Origin of the sequence: Novosphingobium sp. NDB2Meth1 (assembly GCF_900117425.1) — a bacterium.
Taxonomy (GTDB): domain Bacteria; phylum Pseudomonadota; class Alphaproteobacteria; order Sphingomonadales; family Sphingomonadaceae; genus Novosphingobium.
The window spans coordinates 184932-210041 of sequence record NZ_FPEH01000032.1; the positions used below are offsets into that span (position 1 = coordinate 184932).

Sequence of the window (25110 nt, forward strand, 5' to 3'; positions counted from 1 at the left end):
TCCGCAACTGGGCGAAAGCCGACACGCACCGCAATATCTAAACCGGCGAAGCCCCGCTCCCCCGCCCACCGCGTAGATGGTATTCCAGCGTGCCTCGGTGGAGCACATCATCGACATCAATCACCGCGCTGCCGGCATAGGTGAAGCTCGCGCCGAGCCCGCGATAGAGCCGGTCGAAATCGCGCTCGACGGTCTGGCGGTAGAGATCGGCGAAGCTCTCGATCACGAAGTAGGTCGGCTGGAGATCGTCGATTGCGTAGTCGGTGCGCATCACCCGGTCGACGTGGAGCATGATGCGGTTGGGGGACTGCGCTTCCAGTGCGAAAACGGCCTCGGTGGGCCCGGAAAGGATGCCGGCGCCATAGGCCCGGAGCCCCTCGGCCTCCATGATCAGGCCGAACTCCACTGTGTACCAATAGAGCGCGCCCAATGCCTTCAGGCGGTTGTAGCGCATCGCCTTCCACCCGGCGCGGCCATATTCCTGCATGTAGTCGGCAAACACCGGGTCGGTGAGCATCGGCACGTGACCGAACACGTCGTGGAAGACGTCCGGCTCCTCGATGTAGTCGAAGCATTCGCGCGAGCGAATGAAGTTGCCCGCCGGGAAGCGCCGGTTGGCGAGGTGCCAGAAGAACACGTGATCGGGAATCAGCATCGGCACCGGCACGACGCTCCAGCCGGTCAGTGCGCCGAGTTCGGCGGATAGCCGGGCGAAATCGGGCACGCCGCCGCGGCCGAGATCGAGCCGCTCCAGTCCTTTGAGGAACGCGGTCGCCGCGCGGCCGGGCAGGACCTGCATCTGGCGGGCGAAGAGATCGTCCCACACGCGGTGGTCATCCGCGCTGTAGTCGGTCTGGTGCGGCTCCAGCCAATCCTCGCCGACATGGGGCGGGCGCTGCAGCGGCGCGGTAAAGACACCGTCCGGCAGATCGGGGAGCCGCGTGAAATCGGCTGCGAGTTCGACAAGGTCCGACATGGTTTCAATTGCAACTTGTAGCGCTTGCGGCTGTTCCTTGCAACGGGCGGCGATTGCCAAAGCGGCAGGCCTGCGACAGTCTGCCCTCGCAAAGCGAGAGGATACCGCGTGAGCAAGGACGAGCTGGGCCGGAAGGACTACGAGGAAGCGCTCGAGGGCATGCAGGGCGAACTCACCGCGATGGCGGGCTGGGCGAGCCAGTGCGGCGCGCGCATCCTCGTGATCCTTGAGGGGCGCGACACGGCGGGCAAGACCGGCGCGATCCATGCGATCTCGCAGAAGCTCAATCCCCGGCAGGTGCGCACCGCCGCCCTCCCTGCGCCGACCGAGCGCGAGAAGACGCAGTGGTACTTCCAGCGCTATGTCCCGCACCTGCCCGCTGGCGGCGAGATCGTGCTGTTCGACCGCAGCTGGTACAACCGCGCCGGCGTCGAGAAAGTGATGGGTTTTGCCACCGACGCGCAAGTCGAGGCCTTCCTCGACGCCGCGCCGAAGTTCGAGAAGCTGCTGGTCGAGGACGGGCTGCTGCTGTTCAAGTACTGGCTCACCTGCGATCAGGAAGAGCAGGAGGAACGGCTGGCCGAGCGGCACGAGGATCCCGCCAAGCAGTGGAAGATTTCCCCGATCGATGTAGCGGCGCGCGGCAAGTACCGCGACTACACCAAGGCGCGCGAGGCTATGCTGGAGGCGACTCACAGCAAACATGCGCCGTGGACTCTGGTCGATTTCAACGACCAGCGCCGGGGGCGGCTGACGCTGGTGCGCGATTTGCTGGATCGGCTGCCGGTGAGGCCCGTCGAGCAGAAGGTTCCCGCGCTGCCACCACTCGACGAACCGCTGGCAAAGGAGCACTTCGGGGTGATCAAACCGCTGAAGCCCTATCCCGCCCCTTGACTTTTGCGCGATTCGCTCACAACGACCGGCGCCTGTCTGGCGGCGTGGCAACGCGCCGCCGCATTCGTTTTTGACGTGCGCACGCTAGTTTTCAGGATAAAGTCATGGCCAAGCCCACTACCGTCAAGATCCGCCTGGTCTCGACCGCCGACACCGGCTTCTTCTATGTGACGAAGAAGAACCCGCGCAACACCACCGAGAAGATGGTGTTCCGCAAGTATGACCCGGTGGCGCGCAAGCACGTCGAGTTCAAGGAAGCCAAGATCAAGTAAGCGGCGCATGGCCGCGGCGAGATAGTTCACGCCGGGTTCAATGCTCCTTCGGCAGTGGTATAGGGATGACGATGACGCTCTCCCTTGCCCGCCGGCTTGCCGCCTCCCGCCCGTTTGTCGCCGCCGCGCTTCTTGCGTTGGCGGCGCCTGTCGTTTCTGTTGCCGCGCCTCCGCCAGCGGCGCCAACGACTGCGATCGATCCGCAAGTCGAGCAGGCGGTCGCGGCGCTGCGCGCGATCACCACGCTGCAGGCCGATTTCGTCCAGACCGACCGCAACGGCCAGCGGCTGACCGGCGTGCTCAGCATGCAGCGCCCCGGCAAGATCCGCTTCCAGTATCAGCCGGGCATTCCCCTGCTGATCGTCTCTGACGGGTCTGCGCTCACGCTGATCGACTACGAAGTGCGGCAAGTGCAGCGCTGGCCGATCAAGAACAGCCCGCTAGGCGCGCTGCTCGATCCCAACAAGGACGTCGCGCGCTTCGCCACGCTCAATCCCACCGGGCATTCCGAAGTGATCAGCCTTGATGTGCGCGATCCGCGTCATCCGGAATACGGCTCGATCACGATGATCATGCTCAAGAAGCCGAGCGCACCGGGCGGGTGGGAGCTCAACAGCTGGGTCGCGCTCGATTCGCAGAACCGGCGGACCACGGTGCGGCTGACGAATCAGCGCTATGGCGTGGCGCTGCCCTCCAACACCTTCCGCTGGACCGATCCGCGCGGGTCCGGGCGCAAGTAAGCATCGGTTCGTCGCAGCCGTGCAAAATGCCGTCACGATCCTGCGACAATTTGCGACCACTTTGGGTCTACCCTGAAGGGGCCGTTCATCCGCCAGCAAGCGGAACGATCCTAGAAAGGGCTGGTCAAGACGGCACCGACCGGGTTCGCCCCCCCCTGTTACCCGGTCCACAATCCCCCGCCGTCTGACAGCGTGACGAACGCAGAAGGAACCCTCGGACCATGCCCCCGGTCCGAGGGTTTTTTCGTTCTGCGCTTGCCCGCCGCGCCGCTTGCCGCTGCTGGCCAAGGCTCCTAAAGCCCGCGCATGGCCTCCCCGACCCTCTCCATCGCCACCTGGAACATCAATTCGGTGCGGCTGCGCATCGATCAGGTCGCCCGTTTCCTCGCCGAGCAGCAGCCCGACGTGCTGTGCCTGCAAGAGATCAAGACGGCCGAATCGCTGTTCCCGCACGATGTGTTCGAGCAGCTGGGCTACACCCACCGCGCGGTGCATGGGCAGAAGGGCTACCACGGTGTCGCGACCGTCAGCCGCGTGCCGATCCGCGAGCTGAACCGCCACGACTGGCAGGCCAATGGCGAAGCGCGGCATGTCGGCGTGGAAGTGCTGACGCCGGAGGGCGGGCTGATCCTCGAGAACGTCTATATCCCGGCGGGCGGCGACATCCCTGACCCGGAGGCCAATCCCAAGTTCGGCCAGAAGCTCGCCTTTCTCGAACGGATGACGCAGTGGGCCGGTGCGATCGAGCGTCCGACCTTGATCGTGGGGGACTTCAACATCGCCCCGCTCGATTGCGATGTCTATGACCACAAGGCGCTGCTCAAGGTCGTCAGCCACACGCCGCAGGAAGTCGCCGCGCTCGGCGCATTCGGCGCGGCGCATGGCTGGGTCGATCTGGGACGCAAGCATCTCCCCGCGCCGCAGCGCAACTATTCGTGGTGGTCCTACCGCTCCTACTGGCGCGACAAGGATCAGGGGCGGCGGCTTGACCACATGTGGGCCTCTCCCGCGCTGGCGGACAAGTCGGCGGCGCACCGCATTGTCGAAGAGACACGCAAGTGGGATCAGCCTTCCGACCACGTGCCGCTGATCACGGAGTTCGCGCTTTGAGCGGAAATCCGCGCGCGGCGGCGCTCGCGCTCGATGCGCTGCGCCATGGCTGGGCGATCCGCGTCGAGGCGGCGGATGGTTCGCTCGATCTGCTCCCGGCGGAGACGGCGTTCGTGCAGCCGGGGCTCTACGCCGCGCGGCTGCTGATTTCCGATGCCCGCGCCGCCACGCTCAAGCTCGCCAACCAGCGCGATGCGGCCGCGCCGCACATGCCGGTGATGATCCACGGCGCCGAGCCCTTCTCGCTCCACGCCGCGCGCACCTTGGCCGATCCGGCGCTCGATCTCGCCGAGCCGATGCGCGGGCCGTTCCGCGCCGATCCCTGCCCGGCGCAGGCTGCGGCCGTGGCGGCGATGGAGCTGGCACGGCTGGCGGGTATCCTGCCAGCGTTCATGGTGGCGACCGGCGTGGAAGCGGCGGCGACGGTTTCGGCGGATGACCTTGCCGCGTTCAAGGACCCGCTGGAGCTCACCATCCAGGCCCGCGCGCGGCTGCCGGTCGATGCATGCGAGCACGCCGAGATCATCGCCTTCCGCGCGCGCGACGACCTGCGCGAGCATGTCGCGCTGGTGATCGGCACGCAGAGCGGGGATCACGTGCCGCTGGTACGGCTTCACAGCGAATGCCTGACGGGCGACGTGCTCGGCAGCCTCAAGTGCGATTGCGGCCCGCAGCTTGATGCGGCGCTCGCGCGCATGGCGGAGGAAGCCAATGCGGGCGGCTGGGGCCTGCTGCTCTACCTCAGGCAGGAAGGGCGCGGGATCGGCCTCATCAACAAGCTGCGCGCCTATGAGCTGCAGGATCAGGGCTTCGATACGGTGGATGCCAACGAACGGCTGGGCCTGCCCAGCGAAGCGCGCGATTTCCCGGTCGCGGCGCGGATGCTCGATCTGCTGGGCGTGGGGGCGGTGCGGCTGCTCACCAACAACCCGGCCAAGGTCGCCGCGCTGGAAGCCGTGGGCGTGACGGTGGCCGAACGCGTGGCGCACCAGCTGCCGGCGAACCCGCACAACGCGCGCTATCTCGATACCAAGCGCGACCGGACAGGGCATCTGCTTAAAAGGTAGGGACAGTCCCTATCTTTCAGACATCGAAGCTCGACGCGCTATTTCCTTTTTTTCAATGTGATAGATCGCAATAAACAGGGACTGTCCCTATTTTAGCGCATCAGAGGTCGCCGCGTTCGAGTTCGAGGAGTTCGGGCGGCAGGCGCAGGGTTTTCGCCGCCAGCCGGGTTTCAAGCAACAGCAGCACCAGCGCGACCATCAGCAGCGCGATGGCGAGAACGAAGGTAGCGGCGATGACGATGCCGAGATCTGCACCTGCCAGCTCGCTCAGGAACAGCGCCGCCACGGTCGTGCCGATGGCGAGGCCGCTGATCACAAGGCACAGCAGCGCGCGGCCGATATGGGCGATGCGCCGGTCGATGACGCGCATTTCGGCCACAACGCCGTCGTGCTCGCTGCCCTTGGTGCCGGCGTGCAGCGTCTGCAGGTGGCGCGAACGATCGACCATCCGCGCAAGGCGGGCGGTCAGGATGTTCATGATGTTGCCGATGGCGACGAGCACGAAGACGGGCGCCAGCGCGAGCTGGATCGTCTGCGCCAGCATGACCGGGTGCTCAGGCTGCACGAACAAGGATGCTCTGGCTTTCCGGGCTGAAGGTGATCGCCGACGCCGAAGCGGCATAAGCGCATTCGCCGGGACGCACGACCTGCTGGCCCAATTCGAGCTCGCCGCGGCGGGGCAGCACCAGCAGCGGGCCGTCATACTCCTCCAGCAGCGCGGCATCGGGCACACCTTCCACCCGGTGTGCGGTGAAATAGCGCCCGCGCGCCAGCTCCACCGTGCCGGTCGGCGCAAGGTGCCGATGAAGCGCGGCGGCATAGGGCTCACCCTTCGCCACTGCGATCCCCTTGTCGAGATGCAGCCGACGCGGGCGGCCATAGTCGTAGAGGCGGTAGGTGATGTTCGAGTTCTGCTGGATTTCGATCAGGCTGACCCCGGCGCCGATGGCATGGACCGTGCCCGCCGGAATATAGAAGAAATCGCCCGCCTGCACTGGATGCCAGACCATCAGATCCTCGATGCTGCCATCGAGCGCTGCGGCGCGCATGGCGTCGGCACTCAGCTCGCCATGAAAGCCGATGCCGAGCGTGGCGCCGGGCTCCGCGTCAATCACCAGCCAGCACTCTTCCTTGCCCGTATCGTATTCACCGAGATCCTTGGCCTGCGCGTCATCGGGGTGGACCTGCACCGAAAGCTTCTCGCTGGTGAAGATGTACTTCACGAGCAGCGAATAGACCTCCTCGACGGGCTCGAACCAGATCTCGCCGATCCGCTTGCCGAAAGGCACCATGAACGGGGCGGGCAGCTGGCTGCGCCCCCACGGCTTTTCGACGGTGCGGATGGCAAGTTCGCTCATTGGTTCACGGCTCCCGCAAGCTTGCCCACTTTCTGCGCCCCGGCGGCAGAGCAGACGAGCACTTCGTCCTTGTCGACCACGACGATCAGGTCACTCGCCCCGATGACCGAGACGCGCGGGCCGTCGCTGTCGACGAGAACATTGGTGCAATCGACCAGTTCCGCCCGCCCGCGCGCGGCGTTGCCGCCCTCGTCGCGATCGAGCGCTTCGTGGAGCGCCTGCCAGTTGCCGATATCGGACCATGCCATCGCGGCAGGCACCATCGCGGCGTGGGCGGTGTTTTCCATCACGGCATAGTCGACCGATTCGCCCTCGATCCGCGCGAAAGCGGCGGCATCCGGATGGAAGCGCATGCCGTCCTCACGGCCCTCGGCAACCGCGGCGCGTACGGCTTCGAACAAGGCGGGGCGATGGGCGGCCAGTTCGGCAAGGAATGTGCCGGCGCGGAAGGCGAAGATGCCGCCGTTCCAGGCGTAGCCGCCGTCTGCCAGGAAGCCCATCGCGCGCTGGAGATCGGGCTTTTCGACGAACTGCGCCACCGCGAAACCGCCGGAGCCGGGGATGGCATCGCCGCGCCTCAGATAACCGAAACCGGTCTCGGGCGCGGTCGCCGCGATTCCGAAGGAGACGAGCCAGCCGCCCCGGGCCAGCGCCGCCGCTTCGCGCGCGGCGGCCTGGAAGGCCTCGACATCGCCGATGTGGTGGTCGCTCGGGCAGACCAGCATGACCGCGTCTTCGGGCAGGCGCAGCGCCGCGAGCGCGATGGCGGCGGCGGTGTTCTTGCCTTCGGGTTCGACGATCACCGTGCTGTGCGCCGGATCGGGCAGCTGTGCCTCGACATGCTCGATATGCGCGGTGCCGGTTACGACGATCGGCGCGCCGAATCCGGCCTCGGCCGGGCAGCGCAGCACGGTCGCCTCGAACAGCGTGGTATCGCCGACCAGCGGCAGGAACGGCTTGGGGCAGGTCTTGCGCGAACGCGGCCAGAGACGTGTGCCGCTTCCGCCGCACAGAACAACGGGAATAATCGTATCCATCAGGTTCCTGTGTCTTAGGTTGTGAACCGAGCCGACTGCGGCGCCGATCCCGCTTTTGCCATAACCTAGGTATATGTCACGGCAATGTTGCACTGCATCACTTATGGCGCAAACCATCGTTGTTGCCAGCCGAATTCGGATGCAATCGGAGTACCGGCGCGGTCGGTCGCAGGGCGAAAACGGAAACGTTCGGTAGCAAGACGGCAGGTGATGGCATCGGCTTCCGGGTCCGGGCTGGCTTGGTGGATGCGGCAACCGTGGACACGGCCATCGGTGCCGACGGTGAGCACGACGACAACGCTCTTGCCCAGCCGAAGGTTGCGGGTGCGCGCGGGATAATCGCGCGTGGCGGTAATATCGCCCGCGATCTTGACCGCACGGCCGGCGCCCGATCCTGCGCCGTCACCACTGCCGCCTGCTCCGGTGCCCGCCCCCGCATTGCCACCGCCGGTGCCGCTGCCTGCACCGGCGGCACCGGACTTGGTGGCATCTCCGGTCGAGGCGACAGGCGCGGCGGCCATCGCCTTGTTGGGGATCTGCGCGGGGGGCGCGGCGACCGGCTTGGGCTTGGCGCGTTTGGCAGCGGCGCCCTCGGCGCCGGCGGGTTCCGGCGTGGGGACGGGATTGGCAGGCGGTGGCGGCGGAGCTGGCGGATCGAGCGGGACCGAATACGCCGCTGTTGCAGCATCCTGGATCAGCGTGATCGCGCCGCTCGCGAGGCCGGTGAGAATCGCGAAACCAAGCCCCACGTGCAGCAGCGCAACCGCCAGCAGCAGCCAGAGGCGGGTCCTGCGGCTGAGCGCGGGGCGGTCGCTAAAGCGGGTGCTCGCCAGAATGTCGCTCATCGGCTGGCACCTTAGTGGAAGCGGGGCCGCACCGGAATCCCTCGGGCGATGAACTCAGTCAGCGAGAAAGCTGTCTTCCCGCGCCAGCGAGACGAGCCGCAAGCCGTGCGCGGCGGCCTGCTCCGCCGCCAGTGTGGAAGCGGCCGAGATCGTGACCAGCAGCGGACAGCCGGCAACCACCGCCTTCTGCACCAGTTCGAAGCTGCAGCGGGCGGTGAGGACGATGAAGCCATCCCCGGCATTGAGGCCAGCCTGCGCCATCGCGCCGAGCAGCTTGTCGAACGCGTTGTGGCGGCCGACGTCCTCGCGCACCAGCCGCACGGTGCCGTCGGGATCACAGAACGCGGCGGCATGGACGGCGCGCGTGGCTTGCCCCAGCGGCTGAAGTGCCGGGAGTGCCACAACGGCGCGGAAGATCGCTTCATCATCCACAGCGAGCTTGCCCTCGACCGGCGGCAACGGGCGCAGCACTTGTTCGAGGCTTTCGATCCCGCAAAGTCCGCAGCTCCCTTCGGCAAGGCGCAGGCGGACGCGCTCCATCAGCGGGGCGGCATCATCGGCGGCGAGCTGGATACGCAGTATCCAGCCGCCGGCGGGGACTTCGTTCGCCTCGGTAGAGAGGAGCTGCGAGGGAGACGCGATCAGCTGTTCGGAGAGGCAGAAACCCAGCGCGTAGTCGGCAAGGTCAGACGGCGTCGCCATCATCACGGCATAGCCGAGACCGTTGATCTCGATCGCCACGGGCGCTTCGATGGCGAGCAGCCGCTCGCGCGGGGCGGGCGCGCGGCCATCGGCAAAGTGCTCGGCAAATGTATGCGCGAGGGCGGCCTTACCCGGCATGAGCCGCAAGCCGGTCGAGCGCGGCACGCGCCACCGGATCGAGGGCGGCGCCTTGCGGGCCGTCCAGTACGGCAAACACGTCAGCCTTCATCCGCGGCGACCAGAACGCATGGATATGATCGGCGATCATCGCCACCGGATCGGGATCATGCGTCATGTTCCGGGCGATCTGGTTGGCCATGTAGATCAGCTTTTCGGTGGTATGCGCGCTCATTCGGCGGGCTCCATCGCCCCTTCATGGCCCTTGATGCGCCGCGAGCGCGTGGCCTGCGCTTCGTATTCCTCCTGCCAGTCGCTGGGGCCGTTTGAGGGGGTGATCTGCACCGCGGTCACCTTGTATTCGGGGCAATTGGTAGCCCAGTCCGAATAGTCGGTGGTGACGACGTTGGCCTGCGTCGCCGGGTGGTGGAAGGTGGTGTAGACGACGCCCGGCGCGACGCGATCCGTCACGGTCGCGCGCAGGGTCGTCTCGCCCGAGCGGCTGGCTAGGCGCACCCAGTCGCCCGACTTGATGCCGCGATTCTCGGCGTCGGTCGGGTGGATTTCAAGCAGGTCTTCCTCGTGCCACACGACATTGGCGGTGCGGCGGGTCTGCGCGCCGACATTGTACTGGCTGAGGATGCGGCCCGTGGTGAGGAGCAGCGGGAAGCGCGGGCCGGTCTTCTCGTCGGTCGGCACGTAGTCCGTCACCACGAATTTGCCCTTGCCGCGCACGAAACCATCGATGTGCATGATCGGCGAACCATCTGGCGCCGCGTCATTCACCGGCCATTGCAGCGAGCCTTCGGCATCGAGCCGCGCGAAGCTGACGCCCGCGAACGTCGGCGTGAGGCGGGCGATCTCGTCCATGATCTCGCGCGGGTGGGTGTAGTTCCAGTCGAGGCCCATGGCCCGTGCCATGAGCTGGGTGATCTCCCAGTCCTCGTAGCCGTTCTTCGGTTCCATCACCTTGCGCACCGGCTGGATGCGGCGCTCGGCGTTGGTGAAAGTGCCGTTCTTTTCGAGGAAGGTGGAGCCCGGCAGGAAAACGTGGGCGTAGTTGGCGGTCTCGTTGAGGAACAGGTCCTGCACGATCACGCATTCCATCGCGGCAAGGCCTGCCGCCACGTGCTTGGTATCGGGGTCGGACTGGAGGATGTCCTCGCCCTGTATGTAGATCGCCTTGAACAGGCCGTCGGTCGCGGCATCGAGCATGTTGGGGATGCGCAGGCCCGGTTCCGGATCGATGCGCACGCCCCATTCGGCCTCGAACAGCTGGCGCGTGGCGAGGTCCGAGACGTGGCGATACCCTGAGAGTTCGTGCGGGAAGCTGCCCATGTCGCAGGCGCCCTGCACATTGTTCTGCCCGCGCAGCGGGTTCACGCCGACGCCGCGGCGGCCGATGTTGCCCGTCGCCATGGCGAGGTTGGCGATGGCCATGACGGTGGAGGAACCCTGGCTGTGTTCGGTGACGCCGAGGCCATAATATATCGCGCCGTTGCCGCCGGTGGCGAAGAGGCGGGCCGCGCCGCGTAGATCGGCTGCCGGAACACCGGTCACGGGTTCGAGGAACTCAGGGCTGTTGCGTTCAAGACTGACGAAATCGGCCCAGTGGCGATATTCCTCCCAGTCGCAGCGTTCGCGGACGAAAGCTTCATCAGCGAGACCTTCGGTGACGATCACGTGGGCGAGCGCGGTCAGCACCGCGACATTGGTGCCGGGGCGCAGCGGCAGGTGATAGTCGGCGCTGATGTGGGGGCTGCGGACGAGATCGGTGCGGCGCGGATCAATCACGATCAGCTTGGCGCCCTGACGGAGGCGGCGCTTCATCCGGCTGGCGAAGACGGGGTGACCGTCGGTGGGGTTCGCGCCGATCACGAGGATCACGTCGCTGTCCTCGACCGAATCGAAGTCCTGCGTGCCCGCCGACGTGCCGAAGGTGGTCTTGAGGCCATAGCCCGTCGGCGAGTGACACACCCGCGCGCAGGTATCGACGTTGTTGGTGCCGAACCCGGCGCGGACCAGCTTCTGGACGAGGAAGGTTTCCTCATTGGTGCAGCGGCTGGAGGTGATGCCGCCCAGCGCATTGCGGCCATACTTGGCGGAGATGCGCTTCAGTTCGCTGGCGGTGTGGGCGATGGCTTCTTCCCAGCTCACTTCCTGCCACGGCTCGTCGATCGAGGAGCGGATCATCGGCGAGAGCACGCGTTCCTGATGCTGGGCATAGCCCCAGGCGAAGCGGCCCTTGACGCAGGAGTGGCCGCGATTGGCCTTGCCGTCCTTCCACGGCACCATGCGAACGACTTCCTCGCCGCGCGTCTCGGCGCGGAAGGTGCAGCCGACGCCGCAATAGGCGCAAGTGGTGACGGTGGCGCGCTCGGGCTTGCCGATTTCCTTGACGGCCTTTTCCTGCAGGGTCGCAGTCGGGCAGGCCTGCACGCAGGCGCCGCAGGAGACGCATTCGGACGAAAGGAAGCTGTCCGAGGCGAGCCCCGCGCTCACCTTGCTGCCGAAACCGCGGCTCTCGATGGTGAGCGCGAGCGTGCCTTGCACTTCATCGCAGGCGCGCACGCAGCGCGAACAGACGATGCACTTGGAGGGATCGAAATCGAAATAGGGGTTCGTGATGTCCATCGGCTGGGCCAGGTGGTTCTCCCCCTCATAGCCATAGCGCACATCGCGAAGGCCTACCGCAGCGGCCTGGTCCTGCAGCTCGCAATCGTTGTTGGCGCTGCAGGTGAGGCAATCGAGCGGGTGGTCGGAGATGTAGAGCTCCATCACCCCGCGCCGCAGCTTTTCGAGGCGTTTGGTCTGGGTGTGGACCTTCATGCCCTCGGCGACGAGCGTGGTGCAGCTGGCGGGCGTGCCGCGCATCCCGTCGATCTCGACAAGGCAGAGGCGGCATGAGCCGAACTGCTTGACGCTGTCGGTCGCGCAGAGCTTGGGGATCGAGCCGCCGGAGACGGCAGCCGCGCGCATGACCGTGGTGCCGGGGGCGACCGAGACTTCGCGGCCGTCAATGGTCAGCGTGACCGTTGCGGCGCCCGCGCGTTCAGCCGGGGATGGCGGCGTGCCGAGATCGGGCTGGGGGCGATAGATTTCAGAGTCCATCGATATGCTCCTGCGCGGCCGCAAGGTCTTCGCGCGTGTTGATATTAGCGGTTTTCGCCGAAAGGGTCACCGGGCGCGCGCCGATCATCTCGGCAAAGGCGCGCATGGAGTGCTTGGCATCGGTGGCGAGGAAAGCGTCGAGCGAGGTGGCAGCGGTGGCGGGCCAGAGCCCGATCACCGGCTGGTCGGCGACGTAGGCAGGTGCGGGAGTGAGTTCTGCCATGGTATCGGGTGCAAGGCCGCCACAATCGACGCCGCAAGTCAGCACCTCGGCATAGCCCTGCGCATGCGCGTGATGCAGCGCGGCGTTGATCCCGCCCAGTGGCCCCATTCCGGCACACGGGCGGTCGGGTACTTCACCGCGACCGACCACGATCACACCATCGCACTGCGTTTCGAGCGAGGCGACTGCACGCTCCAGCAAGGTGCGCCCGCCTAATGCGGCGAGCGCCTTGTCGCTGCCAAAGCGCGAGGACTGCCCGCCCGCAAGCACCGCGCCGAGGATCATGCTTGCCGCCATGCTGCGCGAACGTGCTTCGACAGGCTCAGCACGAGCGGATCCTGGCGTTTGAGGAAAGGAGCCAAACCCCCACCCCGCTCATCCTGAGCTTGTCGAAGGATGCTGGCGCGACGCCCGATCACTCGGCGGCTTCCTGCTCGGGCGCGCCCATGCCGAAATCCTCCGGCCAGTGCCTGAGCGCGGAGAGGACCGGATAAGGCGTGAACCCGCCGAGCGCGCAGAGCGAGCCGAACTTCATCGTCTCGCACAAGTCTTCCAGCAGGGTGACATCCTCCGCCAAGGTGCGCGGCGCCTTGCGCGCGTTGTGCATCTGGGGAAGCGCCTCGACCTTGTCGGCCGCGCGACCGGTACGCGCGCGAATGCGGTCGATCAGCTCAACACCGCGCGTGGAGCCGATGCGGCAGGGGGTGCACTTGCCGCAGCTTTCGGCGGCGCAAAAGCTCATCGCGAAGCGGGCCTGCGCGCTCATGTCCGCGGTCTCGTCGAACACGGTGAGGCCGGCGTGGCCGATCAGGCCATCGGCGGCAGCGAACGCCTCGTAATCGAACGGCAGGTGGAAATCGGCGGGCGGATGATAGGCGCCCAGCGGCCCGCCGACCTGCACCGCGCGGACCGGACGGCCCGAAGCCGTGCCGCCGCCGATCTCGTTGACGAGTTCGCCGAGCGTGATCCCGAAGCCGACTTCGAACAGGCCGCCGTGCTTGATGTTCCCGGCAAGCTGGATCGGCATCGTGCCGCGCGAACGGCCGAAGCCGACGTCCGCGTAGGCTTGGCCGCCGTTAGCCAGAATCCAAGGCACCGCGGCCAGCGTCAGCACGTTGTTGACCACGGTCGGCTTGCCGAACAGGCCTTCGAGCGCCGGGAGCGGCGGCTTGGCGCGCACTTCGCCGCGCTTGCCCTCAAGCGAGTTCAACAGCGAAGTTTCCTCGCCGCAAACGTAAGCCCCCGCACCGACGCGGACTTCGACCTCGAACGGCGCGATATGGGGCACCGCCAGCGCAATCGCCGCGTTCAGCTTGGCGATGGCATGCGGGTATTCGCTGCGGACGTAGATATAGCCCTTGCCCGCGCCGACAGCGTGGCCGGCGATCGCCATGCCTTCGATCAGCATGAAAGGATCGCCTTCCATCACCATGCGATCGGCGAACGTGGCGCTGTCGCCTTCGTCGGCGTTGCAGACGATGTATTTCACCGGACCCGCCGCCTTGGCGACCGTGGTCCACTTGATCCCCGCCGGGAAGCCCGCGCCGCCGCGACCGCGCAGGCCGGACTGGGTGACTTCGGCGATAGTGGCTTCGCCGCCGAGTTCGCGCGCGCGCTTGAGGCCCGCCCACCCGCCGGTCGCAGCGTAGTCGTCGAGGCTGAGCGGGCGCGTGCGCCCCGCGCGGGCGAAGGTGAAGCGCTGCTGGCGGGCGATGAAGGGGTGCTCGGCGACGGCGCCGATCGCCTTGTCGCTGGTTCCGGCAAGCACGGCCGCGACATCGTCGGGCGTGAGCGGGCCGAAGCCCATGCCATTGATCTCGGCCAAGGGTTCGAGCCAGTGCATGCCCCAGCTGGAGACGCGCTCAACCGTGCAACCAGCGGCGACGAAGGCAGCCACTACCGGATTGGCACCGCAAGCAATCGCCGCGGCGTCATCGGAAATGCGCACGACCGTCATGCCAGGCTCTCCACCAGCGCGCCAAGGCGGGCGGCATCGAGGCGCCCATGGACCTCGTGGCCGACCATCGCGGCGGGGCCGACGCTGCAAAGGCCGAGGCAGTAGACCGTCTCGACCGCCACGCGCGGGTTGTCCGGCAGCGCAGCAACCAGCGCCTCGACGCCGCGTGCCTGGCAGCTTTCGGCGCGGCAGAGCTTGAGCACCGGGCGGGCCTCGGGCTCCTCACGGAAATCGTGGTAGAAGCTGACGACGCCGTGCACTTCCGCCCGCGTCAGGTTCAGCGCCTGCGCGATATGCCGGATGGCGCCTTCCGAAACATGGCCGAACGCGGCCTGCACATCGTGCAGGATCGGCAGCAGCGCGCCCTCCCGGCCAGCATGGCCGGCGAGGATGCCATCGAGCTCGTCTTGGTCTGTCATGCGAAAAAGCCTTGGGAAATCCGCATCGAAGGTCAAATTGAAATATGGCATGATTGATAGAATTTCTCTATCAAAACGGAGGTTGCAGCCCCGCCGGCTCGAGCGCGCGGGCTGCTGCCAGCGCGGCGCGGGCCATCGGCCCCAAGGGATCGCGGTTCACCACCACCAGCCCCACCCGCCGCGCTTCTTCCGGCGCGTCAAAGGGCAGGAACCGCGCCCATTCCACCCCCGCCATCAACCGCGCATAGCCATCGGGCACGATTGTCGCGAAAGCGCCCGAACGCACCATGTCGAACAGCGCGAAGTGGCTGTCCGCCGTCGCGCGCGGGGTGACCGCCAGCCCCCGCGCCGCCAGCCGCTCATCGAGAATCCGGCGGTACTGCATGCCCTGATGGAGCAGGCACAAGGTCTGCGCGCAGGCTTCGTTCCAGCTGACGGCTTCGTGCGCATCGAACCCGCCGCCGCGCGCGACCAGAAACATGTAGCGCTCGGCATAGAGCGGCACGACAAGGACATTCGCAGGCGGCTCGTGATCGAGATAGGTCAGCCCCGCATCGACTTCGAACGCATGCAGCCCATGCTCGATCGCGCGCGAGGTGGCCGAGCGGACCGACAGCGTGATACCCGGATTCTGCGCCAGCAACGCCTCGCCCAACAGGCCGACGAGCGGCAGCGCGGCTGGAATCGCGGCCAGCCCGAACTCGCCCCGCAGCGGCGCGGCGGTGGCGGCGACCGCGCTCGCCATGCCGCTCACGGCGCCGAGGATCTGCTCGGCCCATGGCAGCATCGCCTCGCCATGTTCGGTCAGCCCGATAAACCTGCGGTCGCGCTCGACCAGCCGCCGCCCGAACTCGGCTTCCAGCGCGGTGAGGCCCGCCGAGAGCGTCGGCTGCGAAATGCCGCAGGCCGCCGCCGCCTTGGCGAAATGCCGCTCGCGCGCGAGCGTGACGAAATAACGCAAGTGGCGCAGCTGCATGGACGGGCGGCCTCCTCTGAAAGGAACCGCCTATCACACTCGGCGTACAGGCGTCAGCCAGCAGACTTCGTCATGTAGTCCTGATACCACGCCACGAACGCCGCCACGCCTTCCTTCACCGTGGTCGCCGGCTTGTAGCCCAGCTCGCGCTCGAGGTCGGAGACATCGGCGAAAGTATCCGGCACGTCGCCCGCCTGCAGCGGCAGCAGGTTGCGGATCGCCTTCTTGCCCAGCGCCTCTTCCAGCGCCTCGATATATTCGGTCAGCTTGACCGGGCTGTTGTTGCCGATGTTGTAGATCCGGTAGGGCGCGTTGCTCGTCGCGGGATCGGGCCGGTGCGCGTCCCAGTCGGGGTTCGGCTGCGCGGGGTTGTCGCAGGCGCGGATCACGCCTTCGACGATATCGGTCACGAAGGTGAAATCGCGCGTGTGGTTGCCGTAGTTGAACACGTCGATCGGCTTGCCCGCGATGATGTTCTTCGCGAAGAGGAACAGCGCCATGTCCGGGCGGCCCCACGGACCGTAGACGGTGAAGAAGCGCAGGCCCGTCGTCGGCAGGCGGTAGAGATGGCTGTAGCTGTGCGCCATCAGCTCGTTCGCCTTCTTGGTCGCGGCGTAGAACTGAAGCGGGTGATCGACGCCGACATGCTCGCTGAACGGCATCGCCTGGTTGGCGCCGTAGACGCTGCTGGTCGAGGCATAGACCAGATGCTCGACCCCGCCATGGCGGCAGGCTTCGAGAATGTTGGTGAAGCCGATGATGTTGCTTTCGACGTAGGCGTGCGGGTTCTCTATGGAATAGCGCACCCCGGCCTGCGCGGCGAGGTTGATCACCCGGCGGATGTCGTTGTCGGCAAACGTGCGCTCCACCGCCGCGCGGTCGGCCAGATTGGCGCGGACGAAGGTGTAGGACGCGTTGGTGCGCCGCGCGGTCTCCTCGAGAATCGAGAGGCGCGCTTCCTTGATCGCGGGGTCGTAGTAGTCGTTGACGACATCGAGGCCGACCACGTCGTCCCCGCGTTCGAGCAGGGTCTTGGCGGTGTGGAAGCCGATGAAGCCGGCATTGCCGGTTACGAGGATTGCCATGTCAGTCTCCGGCGCGCGCGTATTCAGACCAGAGCCTAGAGGCTCCAGTAGCGGATGTCTTCACGCAGGTCGTGCGGCGCAAGCACGGACTTCACGTCGATCAGCGCACCGCCCGGCGCCACCATGCGCTGGATCGCGTCGACGCCCAGCGCCGCATAATGATCATGCGAGACCGCGTAGATGAGGAGGTCGAGCCCGGTGAAGTCGTCGATCGGCGAAAGCGCGATGCCGAATTCGTGCTGTGTCGCCTCCGGGTGCGCCAGCGGATCGTGGACCAGCGGCGCAATGCCGAATTCGCACAGTTCGCGGTAGATATCATCCACCTTCGAATTGCGGATATCCGGCACGTTTTCCTTGAAGGTGAGGCCGAGGATGCCGATCCGCGCGTCCTTCAGCGGGTGGCCGGATGCCGCGAGCATCTTCACCCCGCGCCGGGCGATGTAGCTGCCCATGCTGTCGTTGATGCGGCGGCCCGACAGGATCACTTCGGGGTGATATCCCATCTGCTCCGCCTTGGCGGTAAGGTAGTAGGGATCGACGCCGATGCAGTGCCCGCCGACGAGGCCGGGGTAGAACTTGAGGAAGTTCCACTTGGTCCCCGCCGCCGCGAGCACTTCCTTGGTGCGGATGCCGACGAGGTCGCAGATCTTCGAGATCTCGTTCATCAGCGCGATGTTGATGTCGCGCTGGGTGTTTTCGATCACCTTGGCGGCTTCGGCCACCTTGATCGACGAGGCGCGGTGAATGCCGGCGTGGATCACCGAGCCGTAAAGCTGGGCCAGTGTCTCGAGCGTCTCGGCGTCCTGCCCGGCGACGACCTTGACGATGGCTTCCAGCGGATGCGCCTTGTCGCCCGGATTGATGCGTTCGGGGCTGTAGCCGAGCTTGAAGCCCTCGCCGCTCTTGAGACCCGAGGCCGCCTCGATCACCGGCGCGCAGACTTCCTCGGTCGCGCCGGGATAGACGGTGCTTTCGAACACGATGATCGTTCCGGGCGCGATGATCTTGCCGATGGCGGCGCAAGAGGCGGTGATGTTGGAGAAATCGGGGCGGCGGCTTTCGTCGACCGGGGTGGGCAAGGTCACGATGAGGATGCTGCAGCCGCGCAGATCCTCGATCGACGAGGTGATCGCGAGCGTGGAAGCCTTCAGGTCCTCGTGCGAAATCTCGTGGGTATAGTCATGCCCGGCGCGCAGCGTGGAGACGCGGTGCTCGCTGACATCGAAGCCCACCACATCGTGCTTGCGCGCGAACGAGACCGCGAGCGGCAGGCCGACATAGCCAAGCCCGATCACACCGATTTTGCCGAACGCCTTCATAGTGGAAAAGCCTGCCTCACAAACCTGGTCATGCGGACGCTGCACCATCCGGCTGACGACCGACGCGGGGCGCAAAGCCCCTTTGTTTCGTGTCCGCTGGTAGCACCGGTTAAGTGAAAAAATTCCAAAGACCGGGCGCCCCGACAGCAAGTGAGCACTGCCCAGTTTCCAGATGTGAAATGGGCTGACCTATTTTCGGGGCAGTCAGGCCAGCTCAACTCGGCTAGGGGCAAGTCTCTGATTCTTTTCCCGACCAGTCTTACGGAGTGCCCCATGACCCAAGCCGCGACGATCCCTGCCCGCGATGCCGCAGGTAGGCCCGAAGGCGTGCGCACCGATTGGTCGCGGGATGAGATCGCGGCATTGTTCGACCTGCCGTTTACCGAACTCGTTTTCCGCGCCGCCGAAGTGCATCGCCGGCACCACCGGTCGGATGAAGTGCAGCTGTGCACGCTGCTCTCGATCAAGACCGGCGGCTGCCCGGAAGACTGCGGCTATTGTTCGCAATCGGTGAAGGCGGACAGCGGGGTCGAGGCGACCAAGCTGATGGACGTTCAGGCCGTGCTGCAATCGGCCGCGCAGGCGCGCGATGCCGGCTCCAAGCGCTTCTGCATGGGCGCGGCGTGGCGCAACCCCAAGGACCGCGACATGCCCGCGATCATCGCCATGGTGAAGGGCGTGCGCGCGATGGGCATGGAAACCTGCATGACGCTGGGCATGCTGAGCGAGAGCCAGGCCGCGCAGCTCGCCGAGGCGGGGCTCGACTACTACAACCACAACATCGATACCTCGCCCGAACGCTATGGCGAGATCATCACCACGCGCACCTTCGAGGAACGTATCGATACGCTCTCCCGCGTGCGCGAGGCGGGGATCAACGTCTGCTCGGGCGGGATCGTCGGCATGGGCGAGACGCGCAGCGACCGGGTCGGCTTCATCCACGCGCTGGCGACGCTGGAGCGCCATCCCGAAAGCGTGCCGGTGAACGCGCTGGTGCCGATCAAGGGCACCGTGCTGGGCGACATGCTGGCCGACACCCCGCTTGCGAAGATCGATGACATCGAGTTCGTGCGCACGGTCGCTGTCGCCCGGATCACCATGCCGCGTTCGATGGTGCGGCTCTCGGCGGGGCGCGAATCGATGTCGGAGACCGCGCAGGCGCTGTGCTTCATGGCGGGGGCGAACTCGATCTTCACCGGCGACCGACTGCTCACCGCCGCCAACGCGGGCGACGATGCCGATGCCGCGCTCTTCGCCCGGCTGGGGCTCAAGCCGATGGAAGCGGAGGAGCCCATGCGCGCGGAAAAGGCTAGGGCTTGCGGGCGGTAGCCTATGGATATCTGGCAAGCCCACCGCGCCGATCTGGACAGCCTTGCGGCGCGCGGACGGCGGCGGCAGCTGATCCTGCGGCGGGGGCGGGATTTCTCCTCGAACGACTACCTCGGCATGTCGGGTGCGCCGCGCCTTGCGCGCGCGGTGGAGGCGGCCATCGCGCGCGGGGTGCCGATGGGCTCGGGCGGTTCGCGGCTGCTGCGCGGCAACGATCCCGAGCATGAGGCGCTGGAAGCGGACGCGGCGCGGTTCTTCAGCTGCGAAAGCACGCTCTTCCTCTCGTCGGGCTATGCCGCCAATGTCGCGCTGCTGGCGACCCTGCCGCAGCGCGGAGACCTCGTCGTCTACGATGCGCTGATCCATGCCTCGATGCACGAGGGGCTGGCGCTGACCAGAGCCGACAAGGCCATGGCGGCGCACAACAACGTCCAGAGTTTCGCCGATGCAATCACCGCTTGGCGCACCGCAGGCGGCAGGGGCCGGGCGTGGCTCGCCTTCGAAAGCCTCTATTCGATGGACGGCGACCGCGCACCGCTGGCGGACCTTGCGGCGCTGGCGGAGCGGCACGAAGCGGTGATGCTGATCGACGAGGCCCACGCCACCGGCGTGTTCGGGCCGGACGGACGCGGGCTTGCGGCTGCGCTCGACGGGCGCGCCGATACCGTCGTGCTGCGCACCTGCGGCAAGGCGCTGGGCTGTGAGGGCGCGCTGATCTGCGGCCCTTCCGTCGTGCGCGATTTCCTCGTCAACCGCGCCCGCCCCTTCATCTTCTCGACCGCCCCCTCCCCGCTGATGGCCGCCGCCGTGCGCGAGGCGCTGCGCATGCTGGTCGATGAGCCCGAGCGCCGCACCGGCTTGATGGCACTGGCGGCCCATGCCGGGAAACGGCTGGCACCGCTGGGCGCCGAGGTCACCGGCACGCAGATCATGCCCCTTATCCTCGGAGACGAGGCGCGCACCATGGCGGTTGCCGCGCTGCTGCAGGAGGCAGGCTTCGACGTGCGCGGCATCCGCCCGCCGACGGTTCCCACAGGCACCAGCCGCCTGCGCATCTCGCTGACACAAAACGTTATCCCGCAGGATATTGACGCGCTGGCCGAGGCCTTGGCAAAGGCGCTGGCATGAGTGCGTTTGTTGTGACCGGAACCGATACCGGCATTGGCAAGACGGTGTTTTCAGCTGCTCTGACCGGAGCGCTGGGCGCCCATTACTGGAAACCGGTGCAGTCCGGCCTCGCCGACGGGGCGGACAAGGACAGCGTGGCATCGCTGGCCGCAGTGCCCGCGGCGCGGATCATTCCCGAAGCCTATCGCCTGACCGAACCGCTCTCCCCGCACCGCGCTGCGGAGCTTGATGGGGTGTCCATCGATCCCGATGTGCTGGTGCTGCCCGAGGTCCGCCCGCTCGTGGTGGAAGGTGCCGGCGGCGCGCTCGTGCCGCTCACCCGCGAAGTGACTTACGCCGATGTCTTCGCCGAATGGGGCCTGCTGACGATCATTGTCGCGCGCACCAGCCTCGGCACGATCAACCACAGCCTGCTCACCATCGAGGCGCTGCGCGCCCGCCGCGTGCCGATCCACGGCGTGGCCTTTGTGGGCGAGGCGAACGAGGACAACGAGGCGACGATCTGCGAGATGGGCAAGGTCCACCGCCTCGGCCGCCTGCCGGTGCTGCCCGCGCTGGCGCCTGAGACGCTGTCCGATGCCTTTGCCCGGGGCTTCAACCTCGAAGACTTCACGTGAGCGGCTCGCCCGTCTGGCATCCGTTCACCCAGCACGGTCTGGGCGATCCCGTCCCGCTCGTCACCCACGCGCAAGGCGCCGCGCTCTACACGGCGGACGGGCGGCGGGTGATCGACGCGATCTCCTCCTGGTGGGTGACGACGCACGGCCACTGCCATCCCCGCATCGTAGAGGCGATCCGCGCACAGGCGGGGGCGCTGGACCAGTTGATCTTTGCCGGCTGGACCCATGCACCCGCCGAACGCGTCGCCGCCGGACTGCGGGCGATGATGCCCGACGAGCTCACGCGGGCGTTCTTCTCGGACAGCGGCTCGACCTCGGTCGAAGTCGCGCTGAAGATGGCGCTGGGCTACTGGGCGCATACCGGACGGCCGCGCGGGCGCATCCTCGTGCTCGAACACAGCTATCATGGCGATACCATCGGCGCGATGTCGGTGGGCGAGCGCGGGGTGTTCAACGCGCCCTATGCGCCGCTGCTGTTCGATGTCGGCACGATTCCCTTTCCGGTGGGTGACGGCGCCAACACCCTCGAAGCATTGGAAGCCGCCTGCAGCGAGGCGCCTGCCGCGTTCATCGTCGAACCCTTGGTACTCGGCGCGGGCGGCATGCTGATGTACCCGCCCGCGCTGCTCGCCGCGATGGCGGAGGTCTGCCGTCGCCACGAGGTGCTGCTGATCGCCGACGAAGTGATGACCGGCTGGGGGCGCACCGGCACGCTGCTCGCCTGCGAACAGGCGGGCGTGGTGCCCGACATCCTGTGCATCGCAAAGGGCCTCACCGGGGGCTCGATGCCGCTGGCGGTTACCATGGCGCGCGAGGAGATCTTCATGGCACACTGGTCGACCGACCGCGCGAAGATGTTCTTCCACTCCTCGAGCTACACCGCCAACCCCATCGCCTGTGCCGCCGCCGCCGCCAACATCGCGATCTGGCAGGAAGAGCCGGTGCTGGAGCGGCTGGCCGGCCTCGGCGCGCGGCAGCAGGCCTTGCTCGACCGGCTCGCCATGCTCCCCGGCGTCGCCGCCACACGCCGCTGCGGCACGATCGCCGCGCTCGATCTGGAGGTGCCGGACGGCGGCTACATGTCCTCGCTCGCGCCGCGGCTGCTCACGCTGTTCCGTGAGGCCGACGTGCTGCTGCGTCCGCTCGGCAACACGATCTACGTGATGCCGCCCTACTGCATCGACGACGCCGATCTCACGCGGATCGGCGACGTGATCGAGACGGGCGTCCGCGCGGTCTTTTCCTAAGGACAAACCCCCAAGCGTTCGGCGAGACTGGCGCAACACACAAAAATGGCCGCTTAAGCGTCTCCGCTGGGAGCGCATTAAGGCGCCTTCGGCACCCTTGTCGCGTCCCCTGTTCGGAGAGCGTGCCATGGTCCGCCGTGCCCTGATTGCCCCCCTTCGCCAGACTGCCGGTCAGGTTCGCCCGGCTTTGCGCATTGCCGTGCTGGTGGCCATGCTCGCTGCTTGCGGACCCGCGCACCTGAAGCATACCGCAGAAGTCACTTCGCCCATCGGCACCGCGCGGGCCGCCGGGACAGCGGAACCGGCGAAGCTCCCGCCGATGATGCTCGGCGTGCAGACGCATTTCAGTCAGGGATGGACGCCGTCCACGCTGGCGCAGGCGCAGCAGGTCGGCGCGCCGATGCTGCGCGATTCGCTGCCCTGGGCCGAAACCGAGAAGGTGCGCGGCAGTTACAGCCTGAACACCCCCGCCGTACAGGCACTGGCGGCGGCCTGTGCGGGCGGGCAGCGTCTGCTGCTCACCGCCGTGCCGTCCAATCCGCTCTATGATGGCGGCGGGTGGGTATCGAGCGCCGCGGGCAACGCCGCGTTCGCCGCCTATCTCGCCGCGCTGGCGGACCGCTTCGGGCCGTGCCTTGCCGCTATTGAAGTCGGCAACGAGCTCAACGGTTCGGGCACTTTGGTCTACCCCGCAGGGGTGGACCGCGCCGCCGCTTATGTCGCGACCTTGAAAGCCGTCCGCGCGCGCCTTGGTGGCCGTACGGCGATCCTCGGCGGTTCGACCAACATGATCGGTACCGGCTTCCTCCGGACGCTGTTCGCCGCAGGCATGCTCGCCACCGTCGATGGCATTGCCGTGCACCCCTATCGCCTGCGCGCCGAGGGGCTCGATGTGGAGCTGGCGCAGCTCAACGCGGCAATGGATGCAGCGGGCAAGCGCGTGCCGGTCTGGGCGAGCGAGTTCAGCGTCGACACCCGCAACCAGCCCATGGCGGCGGGCGAGCTGGTCAAGCAGGCGACGATGCTCGCCGCGCATGGCGCCGCGCAGGCGAGCTGGTATGCGCTGATCGACCAGCGCTGGTTCCCGAACATGGGACTCTATGCCGGCAATGCCCCCAAGGCGCAGGCGGGCGCGTTCCGGCTGATGCAGCAACTCCTCGCGCGCGGGCGGCCGCAGCGGCTCGATCTCGGCGATCCGCTGCTGTTTGCCTATCGGTTTGGCGCCGATACCACCGTGGTCTGGGGCGCCCCGCGCGCGCTGACCGTGCAAGGCGGGCAAGTGCGCGATGCGACCGGCGCGCCCGCAACGAGCTTCAGCGTCAGCGAAAGGCCGCTGGTGATCACCGGAACCACCGCGATCCGCTATGGCACTTCGACATGGATCGCCGATACGCTGATGGGCTGGGGCAGCCCGCAGTGGCGCTATGCCGCGCGGCTCAAGGCCGAGGCAGGCTACCGCCTGCCGCTGTTCGACGACCAGTTCACCAGCTACTTCGGCGACCGCTGGTACCGCCCGCTGCGGATCAACACCACGTCCGCCGCGCCGGGCGGCACTGCCGCCGCCCCCATCCGCGCGGTCTGGCGCTATGTCGCACCGGGCGCACAGGCCGTCGACATCGGCGGCTGCTTCGCCAAGGCGGCGTCGGGCGACGGGGTGGACCTGACCGTTACCGCCGCAGGCAAAGTGCTGTGGCGCGGCGTGCTGACGGGCCAGCTGCAACTCCCCCCGCTGAGCGCGAACCTCGCTGGGGGCGATGCGGTAGAACTGGTCGCGGGGCCGAACCAGACGGCTGGGGGCGATTCGTTCAACCTCCGGCTGGTGCTGTTCCAGCGCGGCGCGGGGGAACCGGTGGCGTGCCCGGAATGATCAGGGTGCGGCAAGCGGTGGCAGGCGGCGCGCGGTGAGGATCTTCACCGGCGCTTCCAGCATCTGCCCGCGCATCGATCCCTCGCCGAGGGTTTGCGAGATCGGCGATTCCCAGATCTTGCGCACCACATCCATGCCCGCCGTCACTTTGCCGAACACGGCATAGCCCGCTTGGGCCTCGGGATCGGCGGACGCGGGGTTGGCATCGAGGCTGGTCAAGTCCGACAGCATGATCGAGAAATCGGCCGTCGCGGTGCCCGGCGCATTGCGCGCCATCGAGATCGCGCCGGCGACGTGGCTGAGGCCGGTCTGGCTGGTCGGCTCGTGCGCGATGGGCTTGAACAGGCGACGCGGATCGCGCAGGCCGCCTTGCAGCAGGCCATTGGGCTGATCGCCCCAGTCGAGGTGCATCGCGCGGTAGAAGCTGATCCCGTCGAACCGCTTGCTATCGACATAGTGCAGGAAGTTGGCGGTGCTGATCGGGGCATGCGCACCATCGAGCGCGAGTTCGATCACGCCCAGTTCGGTCGTCAGCGCCACGCGTTCCACGGCAGCGAGCGGCGGGGGTGGAGGCGACGGTGCGGGCACAATCATGCGCTTTCCGGGTGCGGCGGCAACCAGCAAAAACGCGAGCGGAAGCGCGGCAAGGACGAATCGGCGGTTCAGCATACCCCGCCATTAACCTTCAAGGCGCGCGGCGAAGCAAGGATT

General features: G+C 67.1%; 25 protein-coding genes. 10 read left to right on the forward strand and 15 right to left on the reverse strand.

Going from position 1 to position 25110, the window contains the following annotated elements:
* Nucleotides 1-37: 37 nt before the first annotated feature.
* Entirely contained in the window at nt 38-976 is a 939-nt protein-coding gene (gene phhA / locus NDB2M1_RS19030) for a phenylalanine 4-monooxygenase (RefSeq protein WP_072384363.1), read from the reverse strand.
* A gap of 159 nt (nt 977-1135) precedes the next feature.
* On the opposite strand from phhA, the gene ppk2 reads away from it, so the two are divergent.
* From ppk2 to ribA, 5 genes are all read left to right on the forward strand, one after another.
* A complete protein-coding gene (ppk2, locus tag NDB2M1_RS19035) occupies nt 1136-1870 on the forward strand; it encodes a polyphosphate kinase 2 (RefSeq protein ID WP_253185989.1) in 735 nt (244 codons plus the stop codon).
* Between the two features lie 104 nt (nt 1871-1974).
* A complete protein-coding gene (gene rpmG, locus NDB2M1_RS19040; RefSeq protein ID WP_054121888.1) occupies nt 1975-2142 on the forward strand; it encodes a 50S ribosomal protein L33 in 168 nt (55 codons plus the stop codon).
* Nucleotides 2143-2207: 65 nt separating this feature from the next.
* Nucleotides 2208-2882 (forward strand): LolA family protein, encoded by a 675-nt coding sequence (locus NDB2M1_RS19045; protein WP_054121889.1) that lies wholly within the window; start codon nt 2208-2210, stop codon nt 2880-2882.
* A gap of 306 nt (nt 2883-3188) precedes the next feature.
* Nucleotides 3189-3992, forward strand: coding sequence for an exodeoxyribonuclease III (locus NDB2M1_RS19050; RefSeq protein WP_072384365.1), 804 nt, complete (start codon nt 3189-3191; stop codon nt 3990-3992).
* Nucleotides 3989-5059 (forward strand): GTP cyclohydrolase II, encoded by a 1071-nt coding sequence (gene ribA / locus NDB2M1_RS19055; RefSeq protein ID WP_072384366.1) that lies wholly within the window; start codon nt 3989-3991, stop codon nt 5057-5059. Before NDB2M1_RS19050 ends, ribA begins: the two co-directional genes overlap by 4 nt.
* Nucleotides 5060-5159: 100 nt before the next feature.
* Here ribA and NDB2M1_RS19060 read toward each other — a convergent pair whose 3' ends face one another.
* The 13 genes from NDB2M1_RS19060 to NDB2M1_RS19120 all read right to left on the reverse strand — a co-directional run bounded on the left by NDB2M1_RS19060 (nt 5160) and on the right by NDB2M1_RS19120 (nt 18208).
* Nucleotides 5160-5624 (reverse strand): DUF2721 domain-containing protein, encoded by a 465-nt coding sequence (locus NDB2M1_RS19060; RefSeq protein WP_253185955.1) that lies wholly within the window; start codon nt 5622-5624, stop codon nt 5160-5162.
* Entirely contained in the window at nt 5614-6417 is an 804-nt protein-coding gene (locus tag NDB2M1_RS19065) for a class I mannose-6-phosphate isomerase (protein WP_072384368.1), read from the reverse strand. Before NDB2M1_RS19065 ends, NDB2M1_RS19060 begins: the two co-directional genes overlap by 11 nt.
* Nucleotides 6414-7454, reverse strand: coding sequence for a mannose-1-phosphate guanylyltransferase (locus tag NDB2M1_RS19070; protein ID WP_072384369.1), 1041 nt, complete (start codon nt 7452-7454; stop codon nt 6414-6416). The genes NDB2M1_RS19065 and NDB2M1_RS19070 overlap by 4 nt, the downstream gene beginning before the upstream one ends.
* Nucleotides 7455-7555: 101 nt before the next feature.
* Nucleotides 7556-8299 (reverse strand): TonB family protein, encoded by a 744-nt coding sequence (locus NDB2M1_RS19075; protein ID WP_253185956.1) that lies wholly within the window; start codon nt 8297-8299, stop codon nt 7556-7558.
* Between the two features lie 54 nt (nt 8300-8353).
* Nucleotides 8354-9139, reverse strand: coding sequence for a formate dehydrogenase accessory sulfurtransferase FdhD (fdhD, locus tag NDB2M1_RS19080; RefSeq protein ID WP_072384370.1), 786 nt, complete (start codon nt 9137-9139; stop codon nt 8354-8356).
* A complete protein-coding gene (locus tag NDB2M1_RS19085) occupies nt 9129-9353 on the reverse strand; it encodes a formate dehydrogenase subunit delta (protein WP_072384371.1) in 225 nt (74 codons plus the stop codon). The genes fdhD and NDB2M1_RS19085 overlap by 11 nt, the downstream gene beginning before the upstream one ends.
* Nucleotides 9350-12229, reverse strand: coding sequence for a formate dehydrogenase subunit alpha (fdhF, locus tag NDB2M1_RS19090; RefSeq protein WP_072384372.1), 2880 nt, complete (start codon nt 12227-12229; stop codon nt 9350-9352). The genes NDB2M1_RS19085 and fdhF overlap by 4 nt, the downstream gene beginning before the upstream one ends.
* Complete coding sequence (locus NDB2M1_RS19095; RefSeq protein ID WP_253185957.1) at nt 12219-12749, reverse strand: molybdenum cofactor guanylyltransferase; 531 nt, start codon at nt 12747-12749, stop codon at nt 12219-12221. The genes fdhF and NDB2M1_RS19095 overlap by 11 nt, the downstream gene beginning before the upstream one ends.
* A 118-nt stretch (nt 12750-12867) precedes the next feature.
* The gene (locus tag NDB2M1_RS19100; RefSeq protein ID WP_072384373.1) at nt 12868-14409 is read right to left on the reverse strand and encodes an NADH-ubiquinone oxidoreductase-F iron-sulfur binding region domain-containing protein; all 1542 of its coding nucleotides are present in this window, start codon (nt 14407-14409) and stop codon (nt 12868-12870) included.
* Nucleotides 14406-14828: an NAD(P)H-dependent oxidoreductase subunit E gene (locus tag NDB2M1_RS19105; protein ID WP_072384690.1), complete on the reverse strand. Its 423-nt coding sequence runs from the start codon at nt 14826-14828 to the stop codon at nt 14406-14408. Before NDB2M1_RS19105 ends, NDB2M1_RS19100 begins: the two co-directional genes overlap by 4 nt.
* Nucleotides 14829-14898: 70 nt before the next feature.
* A complete protein-coding gene (locus NDB2M1_RS19110) occupies nt 14899-15804 on the reverse strand; it encodes a LysR family transcriptional regulator (RefSeq protein ID WP_072384374.1) in 906 nt (301 codons plus the stop codon).
* 53 nt (nt 15805-15857) lie between these two features.
* Nucleotides 15858-16889: an NAD-dependent epimerase gene (locus NDB2M1_RS19115; RefSeq protein ID WP_054121903.1), complete on the reverse strand. Its 1032-nt coding sequence runs from the start codon at nt 16887-16889 to the stop codon at nt 15858-15860.
* 35 nt (nt 16890-16924) lie between these two features.
* Nucleotides 16925-18208, reverse strand: coding sequence for a nucleotide sugar dehydrogenase (locus NDB2M1_RS19120; protein WP_072384375.1), 1284 nt, complete (start codon nt 18206-18208; stop codon nt 16925-16927).
* Nucleotides 18209-18481: 273 nt separating this feature from the next.
* Here NDB2M1_RS19120 and bioB point away from each other — a divergent pair, with 273 nt between their 5' ends.
* From bioB to NDB2M1_RS19145, 5 genes are all read left to right on the forward strand, one after another.
* Nucleotides 18482-19537, forward strand: coding sequence for a biotin synthase BioB (gene bioB, locus NDB2M1_RS19125; RefSeq protein WP_072384376.1), 1056 nt, complete (start codon nt 18482-18484; stop codon nt 19535-19537).
* A gap of 3 nt (nt 19538-19540) precedes the next feature.
* Nucleotides 19541-20665 carry an 8-amino-7-oxononanoate synthase gene (locus tag NDB2M1_RS19130; protein ID WP_072384377.1) on the forward strand — a complete coding sequence of 375 codons (1125 nt, stop codon included), beginning with the start codon at nt 19541-19543 and terminating at the stop codon, nt 20663-20665.
* Nucleotides 20662-21282 carry a dethiobiotin synthase gene (bioD, locus tag NDB2M1_RS19135; RefSeq protein ID WP_072384378.1) on the forward strand — a complete coding sequence of 207 codons (621 nt, stop codon included), beginning with the start codon at nt 20662-20664 and terminating at the stop codon, nt 21280-21282. The genes NDB2M1_RS19130 and bioD overlap by 4 nt, the downstream gene beginning before the upstream one ends.
* The gene (locus tag NDB2M1_RS19140; protein WP_072384379.1) at nt 21279-22532 is read left to right on the forward strand and encodes an adenosylmethionine--8-amino-7-oxononanoate transaminase; all 1254 of its coding nucleotides are present in this window, start codon (nt 21279-21281) and stop codon (nt 22530-22532) included. Before bioD ends, NDB2M1_RS19140 begins: the two co-directional genes overlap by 4 nt.
* 127 nt (nt 22533-22659) lie before the next feature.
* Complete coding sequence (locus tag NDB2M1_RS19145) at nt 22660-24399, forward strand: hypothetical protein (protein WP_072384380.1); 1740 nt, start codon at nt 22660-22662, stop codon at nt 24397-24399.
* Here NDB2M1_RS19145 and NDB2M1_RS19150 read toward each other — a convergent pair whose 3' ends face one another.
* Entirely contained in the window at nt 24400-25068 is a 669-nt protein-coding gene (locus NDB2M1_RS19150) for a peptidylprolyl isomerase (RefSeq protein ID WP_072384381.1), read from the reverse strand.
* Nucleotides 25069-25110: the final 42 nt, after the last annotated feature.